Annotated in this window: 17 protein-coding genes and 1 riboswitch; of the genes, 3 read left to right on the top strand and 14 right to left on the bottom strand. The window is 42.6% G+C overall.

All coding sequences use genetic code 11. The annotated features are described in order from the left end of the window. Positions 1-62 precede the first annotated feature (62 nt). The 5 genes from HZA08_02295 to HZA08_02315 all read right to left on the bottom strand — a co-directional run bounded on the left by HZA08_02295 (position 63) and on the right by HZA08_02315 (position 9,893). Complete coding sequence (locus tag HZA08_02295) at positions 63-4,763, bottom strand: Ig-like domain-containing protein (protein ID MBI5192254.1); 4,701 nt, start codon at positions 4,761-4,763, stop codon at positions 63-65. 285 nt (positions 4,764-5,048) lie between these two features. Then, positions 5,049-7,388, bottom strand: coding sequence for a tetratricopeptide repeat protein (locus HZA08_02300; GenBank protein ID MBI5192255.1), 2,340 nt, complete (start codon positions 7,386-7,388; stop codon positions 5,049-5,051). 121 nt (positions 7,389-7,509) lie between these two features. Then, entirely contained in the window at positions 7,510-8,142 is a 633-nt protein-coding gene (locus tag HZA08_02305; protein MBI5192256.1) for a hypothetical protein, read from the bottom strand. 187 nt (positions 8,143-8,329) lie between these two features. Beyond that, complete coding sequence (locus HZA08_02310; protein MBI5192257.1) at positions 8,330-9,181, bottom strand: TPM domain-containing protein; 852 nt, start codon at positions 9,179-9,181, stop codon at positions 8,330-8,332. Between the two features lie 130 nt (positions 9,182-9,311). Beyond that, positions 9,312-9,893 (bottom strand): LemA family protein, encoded by a 582-nt coding sequence (locus HZA08_02315; GenBank protein MBI5192258.1) that lies wholly within the window; start codon positions 9,891-9,893, stop codon positions 9,312-9,314. A gap of 294 nt (positions 9,894-10,187) precedes the next feature. Here HZA08_02315 and HZA08_02320 point away from each other — a divergent pair, with 294 nt between their 5' ends. Together HZA08_02320 and HZA08_02325 are read left to right on the top strand one after the other, a co-directional pair. Next, a complete protein-coding gene (locus HZA08_02320; protein MBI5192259.1) occupies positions 10,188-12,809 on the top strand; it encodes a PAS domain S-box protein in 2,622 nt (873 codons plus the stop codon). A 200-nt stretch (positions 12,810-13,009) separates the two neighbouring features. Beyond that, positions 13,010-14,857, top strand: a complete 1,848-nt coding sequence (locus HZA08_02325) for a hypothetical protein (protein MBI5192260.1) — start codon at positions 13,010-13,012, stop codon at positions 14,855-14,857. Positions 14,858-14,968: 111 nt separating this feature from the next. On the opposite strand, the gene trpS is transcribed toward HZA08_02325, so the two are convergent. The 9 genes from trpS to HZA08_02370 all read right to left on the bottom strand — a co-directional run bounded on the left by trpS (position 14,969) and on the right by HZA08_02370 (position 25,529). Continuing rightward, on the bottom strand, positions 14,969-15,949 hold the full coding sequence (gene trpS / locus HZA08_02330; protein MBI5192261.1) for a tryptophan--tRNA ligase: 981 nt from the start codon (positions 15,947-15,949) through the stop codon (positions 14,969-14,971). Between the two features lie 135 nt (positions 15,950-16,084). Further along, positions 16,085-16,732 (bottom strand): site-2 protease family protein, encoded by a 648-nt coding sequence (locus HZA08_02335; protein ID MBI5192262.1) that lies wholly within the window; start codon positions 16,730-16,732, stop codon positions 16,085-16,087. A 163-nt stretch (positions 16,733-16,895) separates the two neighbouring features. After that, the gene (gene oadA / locus HZA08_02340) at positions 16,896-18,755 is read right to left on the bottom strand and encodes a sodium-extruding oxaloacetate decarboxylase subunit alpha (protein ID MBI5192263.1); all 1,860 of its coding nucleotides are present in this window, start codon (positions 18,753-18,755) and stop codon (positions 16,896-16,898) included. 118 nt (positions 18,756-18,873) lie between these two features. After that, entirely contained in the window at positions 18,874-20,292 is a 1,419-nt protein-coding gene (gene accC, locus HZA08_02345) for an acetyl-CoA carboxylase biotin carboxylase subunit (GenBank protein ID MBI5192264.1), read from the bottom strand. 200 nt (positions 20,293-20,492) lie between these two features. Further along, on the bottom strand, positions 20,493-23,180 hold the full coding sequence (locus HZA08_02350; GenBank protein MBI5192265.1) for a PD40 domain-containing protein: 2,688 nt from the start codon (positions 23,178-23,180) through the stop codon (positions 20,493-20,495). Next, on the bottom strand, positions 23,137-24,162 hold the full coding sequence (locus tag HZA08_02355; GenBank protein ID MBI5192266.1) for a DUF1566 domain-containing protein: 1,026 nt from the start codon (positions 24,160-24,162) through the stop codon (positions 23,137-23,139). Before HZA08_02355 ends, HZA08_02350 begins: the two co-directional genes overlap by 44 nt. 77 nt (positions 24,163-24,239) lie before the next feature. Beyond that, positions 24,240-24,381, bottom strand: a riboswitch (cyclic di-GMP riboswitch). A gap of 100 nt (positions 24,382-24,481) precedes the next feature. Then, positions 24,482-24,724 (bottom strand): DUF4926 domain-containing protein, encoded by a 243-nt coding sequence (locus HZA08_02360; GenBank protein MBI5192267.1) that lies wholly within the window; start codon positions 24,722-24,724, stop codon positions 24,482-24,484. A gap of 143 nt (positions 24,725-24,867) precedes the next feature. After that, positions 24,868-25,281, bottom strand: coding sequence for a PIN domain-containing protein (locus HZA08_02365; GenBank protein ID MBI5192268.1), 414 nt, complete (start codon positions 25,279-25,281; stop codon positions 24,868-24,870). Beyond that, positions 25,278-25,529, bottom strand: coding sequence for a hypothetical protein (locus HZA08_02370; GenBank protein MBI5192269.1), 252 nt, complete (start codon positions 25,527-25,529; stop codon positions 25,278-25,280). The genes HZA08_02365 and HZA08_02370 overlap by 4 nt, the downstream gene beginning before the upstream one ends. Positions 25,530-25,756: 227 nt before the next feature. Between HZA08_02370 and HZA08_02375 the strand changes: the two genes are divergently transcribed. Next, positions 25,757-26,059, top strand: coding sequence for a hypothetical protein (locus HZA08_02375; protein MBI5192270.1), 303 nt, complete (start codon positions 25,757-25,759; stop codon positions 26,057-26,059). Positions 26,060-26,208: the final 149 nt, after the last annotated feature.

The raw sequence follows: 26,208 nt of genomic DNA on the forward strand, positions 1-26,208 counted from the left end.
GAAGGGCGTGGAAAACTCCCCACGCCCTTTGTGAATGGTATATCAATTCAGATTACGCGTTACTACCTGCGTGATCTTGGATCAAGACTGCTTGGAGCATGTCCTGCATCACCTGAGTCTGATATACTGCCATACAGATGAGGTGCAATATTGGAAGGTATGGCATGGTATTCAATACCGCCCACCTTCACCTTTGCAACTGAGCCCTTGCTGCCGGTTGTACCGAATGTCGGAGTCGCCAGATAGCTCGGTAAGGATGTTGTAGCAAACATCCTCGGCTCAAAGGTATCACCCAACGGTTCAGGCTTACCGCCTGCAAATGCTGTGGCAAGCTCTGCCTGTGTCTCCTCAAATGCAAGGATGCCCCATGCATAAGCCTTACCTTCTTCAAGTGCAGTCAGCGCTGATGTAAATGGGAAGTGCTCATCATTTTTAAAGGCAAGGAGCACATCTGCTGTAATATCATCACCGCCTGAACCTAATGTAAAGGAACGTGCACCGGTTGCAGTATCTGTAGTCACATCAGATGCAGCAATAGAAACCATCATTACTGTAGTAGGCTGACCGGCACCTGTAGTCATAGCCTCTGTAATCTCCTCTATATGGATCAGGTATGAACCAATCGTACCTTTTACTTCTGAATCATCCCATACAAAGGTCGGTGTTACCGTCTGATTAGCAGGCGGCCCAGACATTGGGTCTCCAGCGGGGCTTATCATCTTTAAGTGTGCAACCTCTCCGCCGAACTGCTTTATATCACCGCTGGCAACCTGCTGAGCATAATCCTCAAGACTATCCACAGGCTGAATGCCGGTCATTAGCCATTTGGAAGATGATTTTTCCATATTAAAGACCATTGTCTCAGTCCATGTGTTTACATCATCCGGCTCACCATCATGATTAAAATCATCACCCCATGGATTGTGCGGCGTCCATGTCTCGGTGTTAACAAGATTGACTATGGCAGTAGCCTTAGTGCCTGCTTCATCAATCACTATATCAGCTACTTCAAGACCGGTATGTTTTGTAAGATAGAACATATCTACCACAGCATCAGTAGTCTCCTGATAAACCTTTGCCCACTGTCCATGGTCATTCATACGGTCTCTCTCATAACTGACGGGGTCTTCATCCTTACGGCCGTCACCATCATCATCATAAGCTGCAGTTGTATCACCATTACCATCTGCATCATTTGGATCGCCTGGCGGATCTTCATCCAGTTTACCATCTCCATCATCATCAAATGGCTCTACTTCATCAATCTCTCCATTGCCATTGTTATCTATGCCATCGGAAATATCAAATGAAGTGGTGCTTGTACCATCCTTTTTATGCAACACAAGCTGGTCTGTACTGCTGTCACGTGTCATACAAGGATAATTCGCTTGTGTTAGACATACTTTCAGGCTTCCGTCACTATTGAAGTAATCAGAGTAGAGACCATCTTCATTAAACTGTCCGTCTCCATCATCATCACCTTCCATACGCGCCCAGTCTGCCTCAACATCCCAGACAATTGATGGGTCACGAACAAGCTGAAGGTCATTGCTGACACGCCATGTATCCCAACCTAATGCAAGGTAATCAGCAGAAGACATAATACCGCCGGTTGCCCTGTCATGCGGAACCCTGCGAAGGCCGGCAGTAGGATTTGTATTGACATTCCAATCACCGTCTGCGTTGTAATCAATATGATCCATCAAAGGACGGTTAAACTGCCAATCAATGCTCTGGCCATTACTGTTGGACAGGTGTCCTGAGCCATCCCACCGGAATATTGCCGCAGCCTTCTCTCCTGACTGCACACGTTCTGTAGGATTGGTTATTACACCATCTACAATATTAAAGCCGGCAGCAGTCAGATCCAAATATACATTCCGGTCATTGTCTGAAAATGCGCCTCCAGACTTATCATCATTCCGGAAATATACCTTGCCGAGGATACTTACATCTGCCCATGTGAACACATGACCATTTAGATCAGGGCCATTATTCTGGTCAAACTCATCCCCGCTCCAGGGTTTACCATCCTGACCTGCTGCATAAGGATACGGCCATCCCCTTGGACCAGGAATCTCATAATATACATTATTATCAGCGTCTCTCCATTGTGCTGCCCCGCTTGGAGCAAACAGAGGGTCAATTATAAGATAAGTCTGAGCCCAGAATTCATCATTGGAGATTATGTTCTCATTATTGGCAAGATTCCAGTCAGAATGAGGCATAGGATCATTAGTGAAGTCGCTATCCCCGTCTATAGGCTGGGGGTTATTACCCAAACCATCACCATCTTCATCTATCTTTCCATCATTATCATCATCCATGCCGTTCGGCATGTCTTCATTGATATGACGGTCTATAAAACCACCCTGCGAATGGTCATCAGGATTGAAGTACATTATACGGCTGTCGCCATCATTATCCACACCTTCAATATCCCAATGGTTGTTTGCCGCCACCCGCATGGCTGCTGCAACATTAAGACCACCACCGGCGCTAACCAGTGCAGACGTGATGTCCTGTTCGTTTGCTGACCTCATGTGGGTATTCTGGTCTACATTCTCATAGTACCTTACAGCCTTATCAGGAATACCATCAGAATTAGTATCCTTGAGACTGATTAACCCGTCTTCATTCTGACAATCCCACATTCCATGTGAACAATCCTGGTCATTATCTTCCCAAACATTTTTGGGACCTGTCCAGTCAGAAGGATATACTTCATCATCATTTGCCCATGAGTTTGTAGAATTTGCATCGCCATCATACACTGGACATATCCTGGTCTTCATCTCATCTCGTTGGGTCTGCTGATTCCAGTAATGATAGCTTGCAAGTACCTCACCTGCTCCTGCCTTTTCTGAGGCGCTTGTAAGATCACGACATTCCCCGCTTAAACGATATGTAACAAACTCACGGCGGGTTCCATTTGGGTTCATTGAATCCGGAACATCAATCTCGCTGTTTACAAAATCAACACCTTCTCTACGATTCGGCATTCCAACATACAAATCCTTACCAGTCGGATTCCTGTCAGCATCAAAGTCACTATTAAAATGTTCCACTGACATCTTTGAACCGGTCGCGTTGGTCAACATAAGACGTTGTACCTCGCCAAACCCTTTAGACATGTTACGTTCTTCTAACATATCTTTTTTCATATTAGCCAAAAATTCAGCAAGGGTAAATGTATTGGTTGTACAGACCTCTCCCGGAGGAGGCATTACAGCACCGGAAGGAGCCGGACCGGTACCTGTTGCTGTACCATTCATAATCGGATCGCCTTCCTTAGCAAGTTTTGGACCTGAAACCGTACCTGTTCCTCCATTAGTACCGGTCATCCCGGCATCCGGATTAAAGGAACATTTTTTCTCTTTCATTGTGAATGTCGGTGCAAAGAAGCTTGCAAAGCTGACAATGTCCTGATTGTCCATAGCCAGTTCAGCCTTAGTAACATTTGCAACAATTGCAAGTAAATCATCCGCAGTGCCGCCGCCTGCATCAAACCCTTTCACTGAATTTGCATCAACTCCGGCACCTGTATTAAATTTTAATGCCTTTGCACTCCCTAATTTATTTCCTGCAAGGTCTTCTACATCAGCCCCAATGGTTACTGTATACTCTGTATTAGCTGCCAATGGACTGTTATGGGAGAATGTAACTCCATCGCCGGACGGCTCAAGACGGCCTGACACAGCAGGAGAAATCGTTGTATGATCCTTAAAACTTACAAAATCAACCGGCCTGTTAAAGGCAACGTTTAAGTCCTTATAAACACTGACTCCTGTATCACCATCTTTTGGACTGGAGGAAAGATATGAAAAGGAATCTACATGGTCTGTAACTGTAATCCTGGCAAGGGCCACGACGCCATCACTGTCAGGGTCATTTATACCATTGTTAGAAAGATCTTTTACCTTGTTTGAGATATAAAGTATATATGTAGCACTGGTTGTTAGAGGTGAATTCGGCGTGTATCTGAACTCAGTACCCTGACCATTAAATGAAAGGGTAGTAGGCACTGTATTCCCTGAACTATCCTTTAAAACTACTCCAGTTCCTGCCGCCATTGTACTTGTATTCATTGCCTCACTGAAAATAATTGATATAGCCTGACTCGGTAACACATCTGCTGCCTCGTAAAGAGGGTCAGGGTCACCGTCTGATAGTGAGGTGTCTGCGGTATTATCGGCTAATACCGACACAATAGTCGGTGATGTGGTGTCGGACTCAACTGTAGCCTCACCGACTGTAACACTTTCACCGGCAACCGCTGCAATATCATCCATCTTTGTTGTTTTAATTGTTAAAGTAGCAAGGTCAATATAGACCCCGAAACACACATAATTTCCTTCTGATACATCCATTGTCCATGTTCCGGTACTGCCTGTTGTAGATGAACCTGCTGCTGCTGTTGATACTGAATCAGTATCAAAACAGAGTACAGTTGCCCCGGAAACAGGCAAGCTTGATGTTGCTGCTGCAGATTTTTTAAGTTTTTTGAATAGACTGCTTCCACTGCTGCTGCTGCTGCTGAGTAATGTTCCGCTCAAAGTAGCTTTAGCGGATGATGTTCCACCGCTTGTTCCGCCTGTGGAACCTGTAGATCCGCTGGTATCACCACTTGTACCGGATGTATCGCTTGATGCCGTTACCCCGCCGCCCCCTCCACTGCATCCTGCTGCAATTAAGATTACAGCAATCAACAGGGATATCAGGGTAAGTGGGAACTTCTTCTTACCCAAAGTTGTAATGCCCATTTATAGGTCTCCTTCCATTGAATTAATATCTACGAATTTTCTTTTTAAACAAATTGAAGACAAAAAAAGAGTACGGTTGATAAAACCGATTCCAGAATCACCTCCTTAATATAAGATTTGCTTTTTGTTTTTGATTAAGAAATTATGAAAGAACTCAGATGTTTAATCAGATGTTTTATTAATTTGTTATCAGATTTTTTATCGGTGGAATCAGTAGATAACTTTAGACGTTTGTCGCAAGTTTTTTGTGGAAAATGACAGCAGCTTCTAAGGAAAACAACGATACTATCTGCCTCTCTGGAGAGTCAACACCTTTTCTGATACATCACGGTAGGTAGCATCAAAGAAATATATCTGCCTGAAAATACTCAGGGCATCATCTCTTTGACCTGTTATCTCCAGCAATATCCCCAATTCATATTTTAATGCAATATGTCTCTTTTCATTATATTGATCGTTCTTTATCGCCTTATTGAGGGCATCTATTGCCTCTCTGTATTCACCGAGTTCTTTATGGCAAAGAGAGATCATAAAAGATGCATCAAAATATCTTGAAGTTAATGGTCCGCAGGATTTAAATTCTTCAACAGCCTCATGAAATAAACCCATCTCTTTGTAAGATATACCGAGGTCATAATGGGACTCATAGTCACCTGTATCAATCTGCAATTTGACCCCTTCATTAAACTCTTTGAATATCTCATCCAACGGTCGGAAAGGAGGCTCTTCAACTACGTCCTCTTTCAGCATATCTCCAAGGTCAAAGAAAGATTCAGATGATTCTTTTTCCGGTTTAATAACTTCCATCTCAGGGATTGGAACATTCCTGTCTTCAGGTCCTAATAATGTTAATTGTCTTAAAGCAACCGCATTATTTGAATCTATTTTCAGAACCTTTCTATATACATTTATTGCCTCTTCAATCATACCCTGCTGTTCATAAAAACCGGCCTCTTCAAGCAGTTCGTCCGTTTCATCCGCCCACCCCCTCTCCCTCTCCGTCTTTTCCAAAGTAGGCAGATGGGATTGTGAGGGAATATTAACTTTCATATAAAGTCTATCTTTGTACCCTTTTACTCTCCTATCCTCCGGACTAATGGCCGATGCCTCATTAATCATACGTTCCATCTTGTCCCGCTCGCCATTTGCTTCAAATATGTTGAGAAGAACGAGGCACTCCTCAACAACCTTCTCTTTTTCTCCGGTAATCCTGTAAATATCTTTTAACTTTATATGTGCCGCTTCATTCATGGGATCAATGGTATTTATAATTTGCTGAAGTTCAGCAATGGCCTTTTCCATTAACCCGTATTTTATATATACATCTGCTGATGATAGTTGATTGGTAATGTCAACTTTCTTGTCAATTGGAATCTCTTCTATAATGCTCTTTTCAAGCGGTATTACCTCCACGGTTGTTTCTTCATCAGTCTGGAATATCTGCTTCTCCGCCTCTATAGCAGTCAGTCTTTCCTTTGCCTCCACATTGAAAGGGTCTTCTTTCAGGATTCTAAGATAATAATCTACGGCCTTTTCAACATCACCGGAATCCTGATAATGTCCCGCAAGGAATAAACCCTTTCCAACTACATCCTCTTTCATGTTATTTCTTAAATAGATATCAAATAATAACTCATGGGCTAAAATCATTTCAGGGGCAATCTCAACGGCCTTTTCTGTAAACAAGCGAGCCTTATCTATATTCCTCCGATTAAGGTACTCCCGCCCGATCTCAAGATATTCACACGCTGCATTCTCAACATCACCTTTATTGAAAAGGATTGATGCACGGGTTTCCCTGTAAGACAACTCACCTGGGTTTAATTCTATAATCCTTGTCAGGCTCTCTTCTGCTTTATCAAAAATACCGGTGCTATTATAAACTTCCGCAAGAAATGAAAGGACATCCTCAGAATCAGGAGACAGGCTTAATGCCTTTTTCCCATACTCAAGCGCACTCTCAACCTTTCCGTTTTTTAAATGGAACCTTCCTGTCTCTATAACTGCATTAATGTTATCCGGCTGTAAATCCAATATCACATCATACAGATGTTCTGCTTCTTCTCTTTTTCCTGCTTTCAGATATGCGCCTGCGATCTTATTGTATTCCTCAATTGCCGCATTCTTCATGCCCTCTTTAAGGAACATCTCTGCAATCTTTGTCCGGACTGATAGATTCGATGGATCAAGGTCAGCAATCTTCCTGTAGACCTCAAGTGCATCTTTTATTAACCCCTCCTGAGAAAATAATTTAGCAGCCATGAGATAATCTTCACGGGCATTTCCAATAAGCCCTCTTTCACAATCAAGATTACCGAGACGCATGTAAACCTCTTTATTATTTGGTGTTATTTTCAGTACCTTCTTATAGACAGCAATCGCCTTGAGGGCAAAACCGGTGGACTCAAATTGTTCAGCGGCCTTTACATAAAACGAGACAGCGTCACCGTGTGGATTTGAAGAGGATGAATTTTTTAGGGAAAGGTCACCTATTGTATTATATATATTTGCATCATTAGGTGTGTTAGTTAGAAGTTTCTTCCACTCCTCAATAGCCTTCTGAATCTGAGCTCTGATAGTGTATTGCTGTGCATTTTCTAATATCTTGCTCTTTTCAGAAGACAAATTTAACCTCCATGATCTTTACTTTCACCGAAAATAACATAACAGCCTTATGAGTGTCAAGAAAACGAAATTTGATTGTTGTATCGGAAAGATATGGCCCTAACTGATTAAATTAATTGACTTATTCTGTTATAATTTCATTCGAGAGTTCATTTATATCATCAGGTGTCACAGGAAAATGAGCAGCGAGTAAATTGCCGACATCCTGCATAACTTTGCATAGAGAGTCACAAGCACGTTTATCCTTGACCCCATTTGAAATGGTATTAGCGAAGCTATTTAATGAATCCTGTTCAATCTTTTCATAGATACCCTTATCAGCAAGTATCCAGACCTTGTGTTCAAGCAAAGAAAGAAAAATCAGTACACCGGTATTATCCTTTGTTTTATATAACCCCTTTTCATAAAATGCCCTTATTGCCCTTTCTCTAACTGCAATATCTTTTCTTCTCAGGCTGATCAAGGGTGTTTTTAATAAAGGGAATTTTTTAAATATGGGTAATGATAGAAAAAGAAATAAAAAGCTGAATGGGATATATACCCATACAGAGGAATGGAAAAAAAAGACCGTGAGGATTAAGGATATAAAACCTCCGTAAATGAGGCTGCCCAATACCTCTGCTTCAGCATACTGACCACTGCTGTCAACTACCATTACCGCAACCTCCCCGATAGTACGCAGCTCTATCTGTTGAATGGTATCCTGTATCCTTGTTTTTTCTTCAGGACTGAAAAACTTATCTGAGTTCGACATTTGATCAAAACCCCATTGCCGTGCAACCCCATCCCCACCCTACCCCTCCCCTTGAAGGGGAGGGAATTCCATGGCTTACCCATTCTTACTTCTTGCCTCTTCCTTTCTTAATCTTAATCTCAATCTTAATCTTACTTCTTACTTCTATCTTCTTCCTTCTCCTCACTGCTTCCTACTTACTATGCTTTTACCAGTCCCCCGACGCCCCGCCGCCGCCGAATCCGCCGCCGAAATCGCCCCCGCCGAATCCGCCTCCACCACCATAGAAACCACCTCCAGGGAATATGCCTCCTCCCCTGCCTTGACCTCTTGATGTTGAAAACATTGGAAGGAACATGCCTGCCCCAAAACCGACAGCAGCAAGTACAATTAAAGGGATAAGTCCTATGGGGGTCAGCAAAAGATGGACAAGCGCCGGTAAACCGACTGCACCTGCGACCCCGCCTAATACACGTGATATTGATCCGATGACTATAATTGCAATGCCGGCAAAGATGATAAGTGTTAAGAATGGTGACAGACCCCTCTGCTTCTTACGAACAGGTGCATCATCAGCCTTAAACTCCCCACGAACAACCTCGATAATTGAAGATATTGCTGATATGAATCCTTCGTCAAAGTCTCCCTGTTTAAAGAGAGGCTTCATTACAAGGTCAATTATCCTTCCTGACATCAGGTCTGTCATCTTACCCTCAAGACCTCGTCCTACCTCAATCCGCATCTTCCTATCATCTTTTGAAACAATGAGGATTACACCATTATCCTTGTTCTGCTGACCTATCTTCCACGCATCTGCTACCCGGATTCCATAATCTTCAATAACATCCCCTTCAAGAGATGGAATTGTAAGGATTACTATTTGTGTCGAGTCTGTCTGCTCAAAAGACCGCAGATCTTCCTCAAGCCTCGATTCAACAGCAGGAGAAATCATATCCGCATAGTCATTGACATAGCCTTTTAACTGAGGGATATCGAGGGCATGGGTGTAGTCAGGGAAAAGTAAGAGAAAAAAGATAATTGTGTAAATATATCGTTTCATTAGTAAATAACCTATGCCCACCCTCCCCCTAACCCCCTGCCGTCAAGGGAGGGGGAATAATAACAGGAGGGAATTTTCATCACCAATCTTGCTTCTTACTTCTTACTTCTAACTTCTTGCTTCTTGTCTATTAAAACTTCACCGCCGGTGCCTTCTCTGCCCCTGCTTCTGCCTTAAAAGGTTCCCTTGGTTTTAATTGTAACAAGAACTTATTTGTAATAACATTGGGAAAGATTCTCAAAGATGTGTTGTAAATACTTACTGACTCATTATAACGTGTACGTGCAACATTAATCCTGTTTTCAGTTCCCTCAAGCTGATGCTGGAGGTCCTGAAAATTCTGATTGGCTTTAAGGTCAGGGTATTTCTCAACAACCACCATCAACCTGGAAAGGGCGCTGCTCATGGCTGATTGCGCCTGATGGAATTGTGAAAATGCCTGAGGGTCGCTCAGCATATCCTTTGACATCTGAATACTTCCGACCTTAGCCCTTGCCTCTGTTACCTGTATAAGCACATCCTTTTCGTGTTTTGCATATCCTTTCACAACCTCAACAAGATTAGGTATAAGGTCATTTCTCCTCTGATAAGACGCCTCCACATCCCCCCATGCCGCCTTCACTCCCTCTTCATTTGCCTGCATCTTGTTATAACCACACCCTGATACACCCAAAATTAAGATCATAATAAAAATATAAAATATCTTCTTCATACTCTCCTTTACCCCTCCCCTTCCCCCCCTCCTGCCTCCCCCTGCAAGTGGGGGAGGAATTTGGAAGGAACATTATTACAGCCCTCCCGCAAGGGGAGGGGAAATTACGAAAATTATATAAACATCACACTTTTTCTTACTTCTTACTTCTTGCTTCTTGCTTCCACCTTCTTGCACCTACCTTCAGACTTCAGCCTATTACCTGCTGTTATAACACACCTGACCCAATACTTCAAACTTCTGTTGACCCTGCTTATCCACAAGGATTATACTGTGGTTAGAAAGGTTCAATAAATGAGTATACAGAAGAAGGTGGTTTCGGCCATCCTTTTTTCCAGTCTTATATTTCTGACAGCCAGCCTGCTTGTAACTTACTACCATGTTAAAGACGTCTTAATAAATGTTACAGGAAGCGATTTTGCAGAGATCGCAAAAAAAACAGCCGAGAGGTTTGACAGTACATTAAAGGAAGAGATTACTACCTTTAAATATCTGGCATCAAACAAGACTTTTATTAAAGGTGTCAAAGAAAACAGCAGGGATTCTCTTGATGTCTATCTCACCTATTATCTTAGCTATATGGAAGAGGAAAAAGAACACCTCGGTCTTTTTATTGTAAATGACAGGGGCAGGATAATTGCCGGCGACAGCCATAGTACCGGCTATTACAATCCGGATCAATCGGATGAGCATTGGTGGAAAGTAACATACAGCAATGGAAAGGGAAGTGTATATGTAAGTAATATATATTTTGATAAGATTCGGGGTGTAAGGGCTTTTGACATTGGAATCCCTGTGTCAGACCCGGCAAACGGCAGGATTGTCGGCGGTATCAGAAGTGTAATGAATGTTGACCTATTCTTTGATTTTATCCGTGAAATGGGATTCGGCAAAACCGGGCATGGTATGCTGGTAGATTCTAATGGAACACCGCTTATCTGTGCACTCCTCCCTCCGGCAGAACATTATTTCAATAATTCATTGATTAATCTCTTTAAAAACAAGAAAAACGACCGGGCTATTGCTCATGATGATGCACACGGCGGGAAAAATTCTATAATAGGATTTAGTGAACTGCCATATACAAATTCTTTTGGTACAGAAAGTCTCGGAGGAAGGAAATGGTATACGTTTGTTCGTCAGGATCCAAAGGAAACATTTGCACCGCTTTACCAACTTATGAAAAAGGCCCTCTTTTTTGATTCTCTTATAGTCATGCTGCTTACACTTCTCGGCCTAATTACAGCAAGGAAGATGCTGTTGAGGCCGGTAAATATACTGCACAGCGGAATAGACAAGGTATCAGGCGGAGACCTGAGTTACAAGATCACTATACATACAGGGGATGAGCTTGAATCGCTTGCATACGGTTTTAATAAGATGAGTGACTCCCTTAAAGAATCTTACGACACTCTTGAAGCAAAGATAAGCGACAGGACTATTGAACTTGAGAAAACAAAAAATTATCTTGAGAGCATACTTAAATACTCGACTGATATGATTATAACAACCGACATGGATGGGAAAATTGTTACCTTTAATGAAGGTGCTGAGAAAATGTTAGGGTATAAAAGCCATGAAGTAATTGGAACCATTATGGCTGATTATTATTTTAATAAAGCAGACAGGGAGAAGGTCATAGGGATTATTAAAAGTTCTGAGATGATAAAAAATTTTGAGACACAGCTTGTAAGAAAAGATGGAGGTGTAATTGACATCAGCCTTTCCCTATCATTATTAAAGGATGAAAACGGCAAGGTAATCGGCACTGTAGGAATAAGTAAAAACATCACCGGATTAAAGACCGCCCAGAACGAACTCAAAGAATATTCGCAGAAGCTTGAATCAATGGTGGAACAGAGGACAATAGAACTGGAAGAGAGCAAAAGCCATCTTGAGGCAATGCTGAGCGGCATAGCAGATGGCGTTATATTTACCAATCAGGATAATAAGCTTACCTTCATAAATGATGCTGCAGAAACAATATTTGATATTAAAAAGGATGAATGGATCGGAAAGGATTTCCAGTATGCACATTCTGCAGACTCCCATAAAAAGGCCATTCAATTAATTGCAGATATGCGTGCAGGAAAACTGACTTCATACTCCGGTGAAATCCGATCAGGCAACAAAACAATATTTGCCAACTTCTCCCCGATTATGCATGGTGAGGAATACCTTGGAGTAATCTTCATCTCAAGGGATATCACTGAAATGAAAAGACTTCAGACAAACCTTGTGAAATCTGAAAAACTTGCACTTGTAGGAAAGATGTCCTCACAGATAGCACATGAGCTTAGAAACCCTCTTGTTCCTATAGGGGGATTTGCCAGGCTAATCTCCAGAAGATTGGAAGAGGATTCACCATTAAAGAATTACTCCAACATTATTGTAAAAGAGATTGACAGGCTGGAAAAACTCCTGCACAACATACTCTACTTTACAAAAGAGATAAAGCCTGTAACACAGCCCGGTGACCTGAACAACATATTAGAAGAGATTATTGCACTTTATAAAGACTCATTTACAGATAAATTCATAAATACAAGAAAAACATTATCATCGGACATACCGTTAATTTCCATTGACTCAGCACAAATCAAACAGGCTATGATAAACATTATGAACAATTCAATTCAGGCCATGCCGGTTGGAGGTACGCTGACAATAGAAAGCAGTATTGTAGATCAAGACAAAATACCTTTTGCACAGATAAAGATTAAAGACACAGGCAGCGGCATTCCAGAAGAAATAAGAAAACACATATTTGATCCATTCTATACTACAAAGATACAGGGCATGGGACTGGGCCTGACACTTACAAAAGAGATAATTGAGGCACATAACGGAGATATAGAGGTTGAAAGTAAAGAAGGCAAAGGAACAACATTTATTGTAAGACTACCGTTGTCATAGTAAGCAGTAAGCAGAAGCAAGAAGTTAGAAGTAAGACATAAGAAGTAAAACATAAGAAAAACCCATTCATATCTGTCATTGATTCTCACTTATTTCTTATAAAGAAAGTTCTTGACTTATGATAGATAATAAGACTATTATAGTCCTCTTATTTCTAAGACTACATTAGTCTTAGAACTCATAATATAAAGGAGAGCACTATGAAACGATTACAATCACCACTGTTTAACGCATTGTTTTTTGCCTTGATGATTATTTTGGCAACAGGTAATACAACTCAGGCCACTACCCTTTACGGTACCCTGAGCAATTTTGATGTTATTGATGACACAGGCCATGAAGGTCATGGTTTTGAGATCGAGCTTGAAGGCATTTCATCGTCAGATGTAGTTTACACCTTTGGCGCCCCATATCAACGCTATGGAAACCCGACGCTGGTACCTACACCAACCGGGGTAATTGTCCGGTATGCAAGTCCATACAATCCCGGAACAGGCTGGGCAGCAACAACACCTCTGGCCCCAAGCCCGACTCCAGTTACTCTGGGACATCAGTGCTGGACACACGGTGACCCAAATTACCCAAACAGCGGTTGTGAACACTTCGGTGTATCTCTGATGAGGAACCCGACAAAGACCATTTACCGTTGGTTAATAGAAAACACCAGTGCACCCGGTACACTGACACCATTCGGCAGTAATGTAAGTATCCCTGCACCGGTATGGAACGTTATCCCCCAACCGGTTATTCCTCCTGTTGTCAGGGCTGTAATCCCTGCTCCTCCTCCCCCGGCGCCGGACCCGGTTGTTCCAATACCACAATGGGGTACACCTATTTGGGCTAAGGTCTTCAAGACTGAATCACCGATTCCGGCAAATCTCGACGCCCTTGTTCTTGGTAACCCTGCAGTCCCTGATGGTCAGGACCCTATACAGGTAGAGGTAGAGTGGAAGCTTATGCAATCTCCTCCGGCTGGAAAACCACATAGTAGCAGAGAAGTGGAGATTCGCGAGGCACAAGCAGGTGCCGGCAACAAGTCAGTAACCAGGCGTTATGAGTTCTATAAATACCTGGGGCCGGTAATTCCTGAAGACAATGAGGTGTTATGTGATAACCCGTTGAACTGCCCGGGTGCAGTGGGTGATTTTATCGGGGCACAGAATGCGGCAGTAAATATAAACCCAATCAACCGTCTCGAAGTTACAAAATCAGGGGTTGGGACAGGCACAGTTACATCCGACATACCAGGGATTAATTGCGGCGCATCTTGTCTGGCAATCTTTGACGCAGGTGCGGTTGTAACACTAACTGCAACCCCTGATGCAGGTTACTATTTCGCCGGATGGAGCGGTAATGCAGATTGCATTGATGGTATTGTGACTATGGATGCAGCAAAGACCTGTACCGCTGAATTTACAGATACTGCAAGCATAGTCGGTGCAATCATTATCAGTAGTGGTAATGTCTGGACAAAAACCACTTCTGTAACCCTCTCCTTAAGCTGTATTGATAACATTCCCGGCGGCGGGGGATGTAAGGACATGCAGATTTCATACGATGGTGTATTTGACACAGAACTATGGGAGCCTTATGCAACCACTAAGGCATGGACATTAAATCCAGGCAATGGCTACAGGGCTGTATACGTCCGTTTCAGAGATAATGCCGGTAATATATCATTAAGATACGTTGACTGGATCAGATTAGATACCGCTAAGCCAGTGGTCAGTGGAGTTTCGGACACCCCAGACCCATTTAGCCCTAACCTCGGACAGGCATCTACAATTGGATTTACATTGTCCGACAATCTGTCAGGTACATGCTCGGTTATACTTAAGATATTCAATTCAGCAAATGTAATGGTAAAAAACATCCTTAAGACATCGGTACCATGTACTTCCGCAGGTACGGTCACTTCAGTAAAGTGGCTTGGCAGAAACAATGCAGGAGTCATCGTACCGGCAGGTATTTATACTTACAAGATACAGGCTTATGACAAGGCATTGAACTATTCATACGTAAAAAGCGGGACTACTACTGTGCAGTAAAAAAGGTAATTCCACCTCACCATTCTATAAACTTAGCGGATAGAATGGTGAGGTGGAATTACCACCCTCACCCTAACCCTCTCCCTGAGGGAGAGGGAATAACAAGGGATCTTATATACCTACTGCTTCCCTTACCTCTGAAAGCACTACTGAGGTAACTTCGCGGGCTTTTTTTGCACCTTGTTCAATTATATCTTTAACAATATCAGGATGGTTGCTATATTGTGCACGTCTCTCTCTTATTGGTTCAAGCCTCTCTATCAAAGAATTGTTAAGCCACTTCTTGCAGTCAATACATCCGATGCCGGCCCTTCTACATTCTGTATCCACCTTCTGAATGATGTCCTGCGAAGAATATACCCTGTGAAGTGCAAAGACAGGACATACCTCAGGGTCACCGCAGTCTGTCCTTTTAACCCGTTTAGTATCAGTCACCATTGTCCTGAGCTTTTCCCATATATCTTCTTTTGTATCAGATAAATAGATTGCGTTGTTGTAACTCTTACTCATCTTCCTGCCATCGGTCCCCGGTAACTTGGGGTATTCAGTCATTAGGGCCTGTGGTTCAGGGAATACATTGCCGTAGAGAAAATTGAACCTCCTTGCTACCTCTCTTGTAAGTTCAAGGTGAGGCAGTTGGTCAATTCCCACCGGCACAAAATCTGCTTTGTAAACAAGTATGTCTGCAGACTGAAGGAGCGGGTAGCCTAAGAAGCCGTAAGTAGACAAGTCCTTTTCTTTCAGCTCCTGCTGCTGCTCTTTATAAGTAGGAACCCTTTCAAGCCATGACAACGGCGTAATCATTGAAAATAATATATGTAGTTCTGCATGTTCCGGAACCTGTGACTGAATAAAGATAGTACACTTCTGCGGATCAAGCCCTGCCGACAGCCAGTCCACAAGCATGTGCTGAGTGAATTCCCTTAAATGTGAAGCACCCGCATATTCAGTAGAAAGTGCATGCCAGTCTGCTATAAAAAAGAATGATTCATATTCTTCCTGAAGCCTCAGCCAGTTATCGAGTGCACCGCTGAAATTCCCCAGATGAAGTTTACCCGTTGGTCTCATACCGCTCAAAACACGTTTTTTCATGATTGTCTTAGCTCACCCTCCCCTTAATCCCCCCTCACCCCCTCCCTACCCCTCCCCCGTCAAGGGGGAGGGAATATGAGAGGTGATCTATCTTCTGTTACCTGCTTACTTCTAACTGCTTACTGCTCACTGTATTTAAAACACAGGCATCCCCGCAAACAGCCTTGTCAATATGCTCATGATAGGCCATATAATCCGCGACATAAACCCAAGCGGGTTTAGAAATACCAGAAATGTTATTATTAACATTCCATAAGGTTCAAGTCTGCTGACGGCCTCGGCTTGTTTGTAAGGTAACAATCCTACCAATATCCTGCTTCCATCAAGCGGCGGGACAGGGATAAGGTTAAATACCATTAACAGGACATTCCATTTTATACCTTCTTTTAGCATCAGCATTACAGGGAGAAGGATTACAGAGGCAATGCCTGACCTTACTGAACCTGTCCTGAACATAAAGAACAATACCTGAAACAGGATTCCACAACCTAATCCCATTAAAAGGTTTACTGCCGGCCCTGCTGCGCCGACCCAGATCATATCCCTTTTAGGATTCCTGAGATTATTAAAATTTACAGGGACCGGTTTTGCAGAACCTATCACAACCCCTGCAAATAAGTAGGTGATAATCGGTAAGATTATAGTCCCGAACGGGTCAATATGGGCTATCGGATTTAATGTTAATCTTCCTGCATACTTGGCTGTGGAATCACCAAATTTATATGCAACCCACCCATGCGCAGCCTCATGAAGCGTAATCGCAAATATGACAGGGATTGCCATGACGGCGATCTGCTGGAGAATTGAATTTATATCTGTATGCAATGTTATGTTTTTTCTTCTTGCTTCTTTCTTCTATTCACCATTCACAGTCTTACTTCTTACTTCTATCCACAAGACACCATCCCCACCCTGACCCTCCCCTTGAAGGGGAGGGAATATGTGGTCATTGCCTTATCACGACAAGAACTTCATCAGGATTGACAGAGTCCCCTTCTGATACATGAATCTTCTCAACCTTCCCCGAGATTGGCGTATGTACCTCATTCTCCATCTTCATAGCCTCAACAATAAGCACTGTATCGCCGGCCTCGACATTATCACCGACCTTTACCTTTATCTTGACAACCGTACCGGGCATTGGGGTTGTAACGTCTCCTTCTTCCCTTGCCTTTGGCCTGATAGAATGTCCTGTGGCCTTCGCATCTATAACACCTGATACACTTGGGACTACTTCAACGAGTGAGTCAACAAGTATCTCTTCCAACTGGTCATCAACATATATGAAATAAGGCCTCCCCCCTTCACTTGGATGGCCCATACCCCCTACTTTAACATGATAAGTCTCACCATGCAGTTTGATATTAAACTCACTTGGAGCAAGATGGGCAAGTGCAGGCTCTTCATTATTATCAGTCGAATTTACTGTCCCGTTCACTACTGCCTCTTCAGGCTTTATCCCCTTCTCCCTCGCATCAAAAAAATCAAGGGCAACCTTTGGGAAGAGTGCATATAAGAGCACATCCTCAACACACTTTGCCTTATCACCTACCTCTGCTGTAAGTTTCTCCATCTCAGGTTCAAGGAGGTCTGCCGGCCTTTTTTCAATAAACTCCTCCTCACCGATAACCTTCCTGCGGATTTCCTCATCTATCGGGGCAGGCGGCCTGCCGTACAGACCCTTAAAATAATTTTTGGTCTCTGTAGTTATCACCTTGTATCTTTCGCCTGTAACAACATTCAGGGCGGCCTGTGTCCCTACTATCTGGCTCATCGGTGTAACAAGCGGCGGATAGCCGAACTCCTTCCTGACATTCGGTACCTCTAATAATACATCCTTCATCTTTCCTAATGCCTGCTGTTCATTTAACTGGGACGCAAGATTTGAGATCATGCCGCCGGGTATCTGGTATATAAGCACGCCCGGGTCAACCCCTGTATATTCACTTTCATACGCCTTGTATTTTTTACGGGCATCTCTGAAATATTCCGCAATCTCTGAGATTAATTCAAGGTTAAGCTCTGCCGTGTATTTAGTTGAACGTCTCAAAATATTTGCAAAAGTCTCTACCGGCGGCTGAGATGTACCGGATGCAAGTGTAGATACTGCCGTATCAACTATATCCAGACCTGCCTCAACAGCCGTTACATAAGTTGCAATTGACATCCCACTTGTATCGTGGGTATGAAGATGAAGCGGAATGGAGACACACTTTTTCAGTTCACTGACCAGGTCAAAGGCATCATACGGTGAAAGAAGGCCCGCCATATCTTTGATGCAGATTGTATCGCACCCCATATCCTCAAGCCTCTTCCCCATGTCAACAAATGCCGCATTATTATGCACAGGGCTGATAGTGTAGCAGATAGTTCCTTCAACCTTTCCGCCATTTTTTAATGTAGCCTTTACTGCTGCCTTGATATTCCTGAAGTCATTCAAGGCATCAAAAATCCTGAGTATCTGAATACCGTTTGAAATTGCATGTTCAACAAATGCCTCAACTACATCATCAGAATAGTGGCGATACCCAACGAGGTTCTGTCCGCGAAGAAGCATCTGAAAAGGGGTATTCGGCATCTGTTCTTTAAGCAGTCTTATCCTCTCCCATGGGTCTTCCTTCAGATACCTCATGCTTGAATCAAATGTTGCACCGCCCCACATCTCCACAGACCAGTAGCCCACCTGATCAATCTTATGGGCAATCGGAAGCATATCAGCCGTTTTAAGTCGGGTAGCCAGTAAAGACTGATGTGCATCCCTTAAAGTTGTATCTGTGACAAATACCTTTCTCTTCTTATTCTTCAATTTAATCTCCAATCTATTTTTCTTCTTACCGCTTACTTCTGACTTCTACATATAGCCTATCTGACTATGCTCACCCCCACCCTGCCCCTCCCCCGTCAAGGGGGAGGGAATATTGGAGTTATCTATACGAATACGCCGTTATTGCCGCGGCTATTGCAAACACCATGTCTATCTTTTCCATCTCATCTTCATATAACAATTCATTGAACCTATTTTCAATATAATGAGTATCAAACTCCCCCTTTTTAAAAGACGCATCCCTCATTATCATCCTGTAAAACGGTATAGTGGTCTTAACACCCCTTATCACAAATTCATCCAGACCCCTTGCTGTCCTTGCCACAACCTCATCCCATGTCCTGCCCCAGACAGTCATCTTCGCAAGCATGGAATCATAGTATGGAGGCACAACATAGCCCCTGTACACGTTACCATCTATCCTGACACCGAATCCACCCGGTGAGTAGTATGCACTAATCCTTCCTGTTGTCGGCAGGAACCCATTTCTCGGGTCCTCGGCATTTATCCTACATTCAATGGCATAGCCGTCTATCTTCACATCTTCCTGAGTTACAGAAAGCCTTTTACCTGCGGCAATCCTGATCATCTCTTTAACTATATCAATACCTGTAACCTCTTCAGTTATGGTATGTTCCACCTGCACGCGGGTATTCATCTCAAGGAAATAAAAGTTCTTATCTTTATCCACAAGAAATTCAATAGTCCCTGCATTGGTATAACCCGCGGCCTTTGCCGCTTTAACTGCGGCCTCGCCCATCCGTCTCCTTAAATCAGGGTCAAGAAAAGGTGAAGGTGCTACTTCGATTAACTTCTGATGCCGCCTCTGAATAGAACAATCACGTTCACCGAGATGAACAACGTTACCGTAATTATCAGCTAGTATCTGGAATTCAATATGCCTCGGACACTCGATATATTTTTCAATATAAACGTCACCCTTACCGAATGCCTTGAGTGCCTCTGACGAAGCAATCTCAAAGTTTTTCTTTAACTCTTCAGGTGTGCGGCACAATCTTATCCCTCTGCCGCCGCCCCCTGCTGCTGCCTTCAGCATTACAGGATAACCTATATCCCCTGCAATCTTTTCTGCGTCAGATGCAGAATCAATTGCGTGTTCTATACCAGGCACAACAGGAACACCCGCCCTCTTCATCATCTGACGGGCAAGTATCTTGTCCCCCATATTTTTCATAGCATCAGGAGACGGGCCGATAAATGTAATCCCGTTCTCCTGACAAGCCTCAGCAAACTCATGGTTCTCTGCAAGAAACCCATATCCCGGATGAATGGCGTCCACACCTTTTTGTGTAGCAAGGTCAATAATCCTGTAGATATTAAGGTAGCCTGCAACAGGCCCTGGGCCTACAAGGCAAGACTCATCCGCCTTCTTAACATAAAGGGTAATCGCATCTACCTCAGAATGAATGGCAACAGTAGGGATATTCAATTCCTTACATGCCCTGATTATCCGTAAGGCAATCTCACCCCTGTTAGCTATAAGAACTTTTTTAAACATTGTGGAATATTACTCCATTACGCCAATTTCTTCAAGAACTCTTTGATTAAGTCCCTTAGAATTTACCGGCCTTAATTTCATGCACGGCAGAATAACACAGCACAGATAAGGCGGTCAAGGCAGGTATTACACTGATTTCAGCACTGATTTCAGGGACAGATTTATTTTTATAAGGTGTAAAATAAATCTGTCCCCTTTTATTATACTCTATTGATTCCTCTACCCCAGGAAACACTATGAGTCCAAGCATAATTGATATTGTTATTCCCCATGATTAATTGAGGGTTTGATCCATCAGCATTTGCGATCATAATCGAAAACTTAGTAGTTGAATAAGGGTTATACTGCACATAACAAAATCTACTTCCATCCGGTGAAAATTTTGGTGCCGAAAAAGTATTCCCTCCAGGGACCTTCATTATTGGGGTTCTCCCTGTAGAACCATTATTTGAAGTTTTTGCGATCCAGTGATAATCTGCCCCTGTTGGCGAATTGTCTATATAATAAATCTGGTCACTATTGGGTTGGTACACTGGTCCCCATGCACTTCTATTAATGCCATAAAGGATACCGGGCATATTCGTAATCTGCTTTTGGTCGGTTCCATTGATATTAATCGTCCGGATATTCGTTATTCCATTTGTGGTACTTTGATAAACAATGCGACTGCCATCAAGAGACCATGAAGGCTGGACACTACTCCCATTTGTTGTAACCTGCATAGAAGGCGGCATACTGTCTTCGGCAGAAAAATCAACTCCTGTTACATCTGTGCCTGCCACTGTCACTGGTTTACTTGCAGGTGTGAAGGCATACCAATTCAAGGTCGGAGTAATTGTATAGCTGCCATCGGCCAGGTTGGTAAAACTGTAGGTTCCATCCGATGCGGTGGTAGTTATAGTAGAGGTGAGGTCGGTTATAGTCAAGGATACACCACTCAAGCCAACGCCATTTTGAGTTACTTTGCCGTGGATCGTCCGCGCAGAGCCAGCATAGTATATCTTGATATCGTCTATCCATGCCTGTCCAGCTCCTCCGCCCCAATTGCTAAAATTCCAAATCAATGTCTTAATACCGGAGCCAGGAACAATAAAATGTAAATCATTCCAGCACTGGAAATTGTCTCCTGACTCTGACAGTGCTATATAACCAGGTATAGTAAATCCAATGCCAGAGTATGTAGGTATATTCACTCTAATCTTAAAACTTACTGCTACGGCATCAGTGACATCCAGAGAAATGCTTGAATTCTGACTGGTATTTATATATAGAGAATGTGATGAATTATATCCGTCATTAGTAACTGTCCAATTGCCCGTGCTATGAAAGGACGCCGGTATTAAACCATCTTCAAAATCATAAGTCACAGTGCTTCCATAACTAATCGTTACAGGTATTGCATCTGTTTTTACTTCGGCAATCACAAAATAAGAACTTGCTCCTGCATATTGATCACCGGATCGGAAATATATCTGAGTCTTATCAATGAACTGCCATTGAGCATCAGGAATTGTTTTCGTTTCACTGACGAATACAGATCCTCCATTAATGTCGTAGTTATTTGTAGATGTCACATGATTAAAGGTCTTGTCAGGATTTATTTTAATCCTCGTGTAGTACCATGTATCATTTGCAATAGCTTTTGTGTAAGTTTGGCAACAAGCACTAGGAGAGGAAAAATTGTCTCCTAAGTCAAGGACACCAAAAAGCCCCGGCCCAAATGCGGAAAATGAGCCTCCGTTATTGGCCTTCCATTTTATAAATAATTCTTTGCCGATAAAATTGTATATAGTTTTTGAAAGTATTTGATTATTAATTCTATAATCAGTCCCATACACTTTTAATCCATCAACCGTATTCTCCCACGGGCCACAGTACAGCTTCATCCAATCGTTCATTGCCAAAGAAATGACGGTAGTTGTACCAGATGTCGGGAACATATCTAAATAGGTTTGAGGCACATCAATAACATCAGGCCAACAGTTTACTTGCTGGCAAACCGCATTAGAAACATATTCCTTTTGTCCGTTATTGATTTTATAGACATCCGTCCCGCCGTATAATCTTATAAACATCCCATTTGATTCGCTGGCAGTAGAAATAAAATCAGGGGCAGGTGTGTATGCATTGGAAACAGTATAAACTCCCTGCCAGCTCCAGCCGGCTATACTGCTGTATCTCATAGTATCTATTAAAGTGCTATCAATCACATGATATCTTTTATTATTTTGAATCCAGTAGACTCTCGTTGAGTCGCCGTAAGGGTCAGGATTGAGGTATGTTAGAAATTTGTCAGTAGGAGCTATAGTCGAGTTTGTTATGGTTAGCGTTACTCCGTTAGACCATTGGCCGTCGGAGTTTTTGACATATACTGTATAGTCGCCAGGCGTTACGCCGTTCATATATTCCACAACAACGATCTGTGAAGCAGTCCTGCTCTTGATGGCACCATGTCCCATAAAGGTGCCATCGGTGTTATAGACCTGCTCTACCGCTCCGCTATCAAAGTTGACACCATCAATAGTCAGATTAAAAGTTCCGGTTCCAATTAAAGAAGGATTTATGGAAGTAATATTGGGAATGCTTCCTCCTGTCAAATCATACACCGGATCCATACCAGTAAATCCACCTACTAAGCCCGCTCTTTCAGAATTAAAATCCGCATCCGATTTGAATGCTTCCGGATCAGTCGCATTGCGTCCACCCAAAGGTGCACCTAAATGATATGATTTGGGCGTGCCTGCTGGATAGTAAGCATAAAAATAGTTTTTACTCGATGAATACTTAGGTAAGACATTTAAGTACATCGGAACAAGTTCATCCAAGGTTTTAGGGTACTGTAGTTTATCGTTGTAATATCTCTCTATGGCGGTTTGAATGTATTTCAAGTTCGATACATGCGCAGGATCTGTAGGATCTGTCTCGAGGATCTTCTCCGTTTCCGTCAGATTGGATGGGGGAGGAGGAGTAGATTCGGAGAGGGTTGAGCTTACTTAATAGTGCATTTTCTTCTGATCTGTTGCCTGCTGAGTCGTAGGCAATAATGACAAACTTGTATGTTGTGTTAGTCAATAATCCTGTGTATTTATATGAAGTATGCGAACCAGAAATGATAATATCTGGATCTAAATGTGTTGTTCCTTGAAATTTTTTAATTATATATCCAAACACTCCTACATTATCAAAAGGCACATTCCAAGTTAATCGAATTTCTGACGTGGATAATGGACTGGCAGAAAAATTTGGGACTGGAGATGGCGGAGTGGAGTCAGTAGAACTTGATATTACATCGCCATCTCGCACTGCCCAAGCATAATAGTAGTTGGATAACTTATCATTCGACTTCTGCTCGCCATAGCCAAAATAGAAGTTCCAAGCAAAGTAAGGATCAGTAGCCCATAACGTACTTGACCAGTAAGATGCATAACTCAGGTCGATATTGCTAAAGGGACCTGTATTGGGCAGTGGGCTTCCTGGGCCACCCAAATTCCCAAGCTCTGTGTAGTAAAGATGCCCTATCTCACTACCCCTGCAGTTAAAACCATTACTTGTTAATGGCCAAATACAACTGGGATCAGGCTGGAGTGTAACAGGTAGCCGCCAGTCACTGTAGCCCCCATAGACCAGGTTGTCCGCCCAGGTCATGGCCTCACTCCATGTCATCAACCCATCTGCATCATATCCTGATATCTTTGCATAATTGGCGTCTTTAAGCCAGGTGATATTGAGATCCGTGTCATAGATCATCCCACCACCTCTGTCTATGAGTTCAGCATGTAGAGGTTGACTTCCTACGAGTAAAGTAAATGCCATCAGGGAAAATGGCAGGAAAAGATATACAAAGATACATTTCAGAATAGACTTACGCACAATTTCCTCATCAATAGAATTTATTTTAGCTTACGCAAAAAAAGCCGGACCGCCAATATAACAATAACCACACAATTATTGTCACCTCGGCTGGCTTGGTTATCCTACCGTTTAAATCCCCCCCCCTTTTTCAAAGGGGGGAATTTCAAGGAAGAAAAACATTGGATAAGCCCCGTGGCTTTGCGCCCTGCCCTCACGGACAGTTTGCCCTGATAGAAGGTGCTGTAATATTTCTGACAATTAAAGCGACTATAGCACACTGAAAGTCACAAATTCGTCACAGATTGGAGATTTTTTTAAGAAAATAAAAATTATTTTACTACGTTAAGGCCAGCTCACGGACACTTAATACCTCGTTTGCCGTTAATGATTCAATGGCAGATTCCTCAAGTGTTATTACAGCTATGGTGTCACCAAGTGCATTAAAGACTTCTAAGGAATATCCGTCTTCCCCATCAGAAACCTGGTGGAACTCTACTATTGTGGCAACATCACCTTTTTGCAATTTTTTTCCAGGAATATCCTTTTTTAATACTACCTCTACAAATAATTTGTATTTCATTGCTTTCTCCTTTTGTTTGGATACATGGTTATGAATTTTGTGATATTATTTTCACTCTCTGTCATCCAGATTGTGATCACTAAATGAGTTTTTTATGTCAAAATGATCTAATTGAATGGGCAGGAGTTAAAGGTTAAGATTTCTTACACACCAGGTGGAATCAGTGTATATCGCTTTTTATGGCGAGGCTTATATATAGAAAAATCCTTATGATCAAGTGTAAATACTGTTGAAAGCCTTTTTTCTTCTCCCAATACTACTAAGGTTGCATCAGCAAGGTCCATAGGCAGGTCATGGTATTTTTTCATCAATTCTCTGATTCTGAAATAGATATTTTCCTCTAATTGTTCTATCCTTATACCTCCCCTTTGAATAAACTGCCATAAGTCATCCTGGATGTTAGCGGAAAAATTCAGAAGGTAAAATGCCTCAGTAATAACAGGCCATGTTGTGATAAGGGGTTCTTTTATCCCCTTGAGTATTTCTATACAATGACTATGATACCGGTCATCCTTATCGAAGAAGGCAATGATAGGGCCTGTATCTATTATTATCAATCTTTCCTCCTAAATGCCTTCCGTAGAATCTCTTCTCCTCTGCTTGAAAGGTCACCACTGCCGCTCCCTTCTTTATCTATAAGATCTGAAATGAGTTCGTAAGGGTGATTCCTATTCTCCTCAATAATGCGGGTGCAATATTCCCGCAGTGACCGCTTAATCACTTTTCCTTTGTTGGTTTGAAGAATCTTTGCTGTCTTGTTTAGAATAGTCTCTGTCTCTTTATCAAGGCGGACGCTCATGCTCATTTTTTTATCATCTCCTCTACCTGAATTGTAATACAAACAGTATCACACAATTCTGGATAAGGAGTCAAATCGGGTCTACTACAAATTTATTGGTATAGTGTAACCCTTTTATCCTGTGATCCTTTTTCATGTGATCCTTTTATCCTGATCCTTTTATCCTTGACTCACAACCGTGGTCAGAGTATCTTTGTTTATGTAAATTGTGCTGCATCCAAAAGGAGGAACTCATGGACAAGGATGACCTGTGGGTAGTAGAACACTTCGGCGAGCTTGTAACAAAATATGCAGGAAAGTATGTGGCTGTGGTCAATGAAACTCTGGTAGCTGTAGGGGATTCCCGAAAGGAAGTGGAAGAGAAGGCAAGAGCAATCGCTCCGGATAAAATGCCTTCTGTCATGCGGATACCACGTGAAGAGGATATGGCATGTCTGTTACGCACAGATGTGAACCACTTTGCGACAGGAGCGCAGGATATCCGAAACATGCCTCCCTTACTTAAGGAGAGGGTGGGAAGAAGAATATTGTGCTAATTGAGTTAAGGGTCTGTCATGAAATAACCTATACATTTATGCATCTCATCTTCCGGCCATCTTTGTGTGCTCCTCAATCGCAACCCCTCAGCGTAGATTCAACTACGCCTTCGGGTTTGCTCAATCGGTCGCACTCAAACCTGACCGAA

This window comes from Nitrospirota bacterium (assembly GCA_016212215.1).
GTDB lineage: Bacteria > Nitrospirota > 9FT-COMBO-42-15 > HDB-SIOI813 > HDB-SIOI813 > JACRGV01.

Bases quoted from the DNA above. Each gene is read 5' to 3' on its own strand.
- HZA08_02325 (MBI5192260.1), top strand. From the start codon at position 13,010: ATGAAACGATTACAATCACCACTGTTTAACGCATTGTTTTTTGCCTTG.
- HZA08_02310 (MBI5192257.1), bottom strand. From the start codon at position 9,181: ATGAAACGATATATTTACACAATTATCTTTTTTCTCTTACTTTTCCCT.
- trpS (MBI5192261.1), bottom strand. From the start codon at position 15,949: ATGAAAAAACGTGTTTTGAGCGGTATGAGACCAACGGGTAAACTTCAT.
- accC (MBI5192264.1), bottom strand. From the start codon at position 20,292: ATGTTTAAAAAAGTTCTTATAGCTAACAGGGGTGAGATTGCCTTACGG.
- HZA08_02360 (MBI5192267.1), bottom strand. From the start codon at position 24,724: ATGAAATACAAATTATTTGTAGAGGTAGTATTAAAAAAGGATATTCCT.
- HZA08_02305 (MBI5192256.1), bottom strand. From the start codon at position 8,142: ATGTCGAACTCAGATAAGTTTTTCAGTCCTGAAGAAAAAACAAGGATA.
- HZA08_02335 (MBI5192262.1), bottom strand. From the start codon at position 16,732: ATGGCAATCCCTGTCATATTTGCGATTACGCTTCATGAGGCTGCGCAT.
- HZA08_02295 (MBI5192254.1), bottom strand. From the start codon at position 4,763: ATGGGCATTACAACTTTGGGTAAGAAGAAGTTCCCACTTACCCTGATA.
- HZA08_02375 (MBI5192270.1), top strand. From the start codon at position 25,757: ATGGACAAGGATGACCTGTGGGTAGTAGAACACTTCGGCGAGCTTGTA.
- HZA08_02320 (MBI5192259.1), top strand. From the start codon at position 10,188: ATGAGTATACAGAAGAAGGTGGTTTCGGCCATCCTTTTTTCCAGTCTT.
- HZA08_02370 (MBI5192269.1), bottom strand. From the start codon at position 25,529: ATGAGCATGAGCGTCCGCCTTGATAAAGAGACAGAGACTATTCTAAAC.
- HZA08_02315 (MBI5192258.1), bottom strand. From the start codon at position 9,893: ATGAAGAAGATATTTTATATTTTTATTATGATCTTAATTTTGGGTGTA.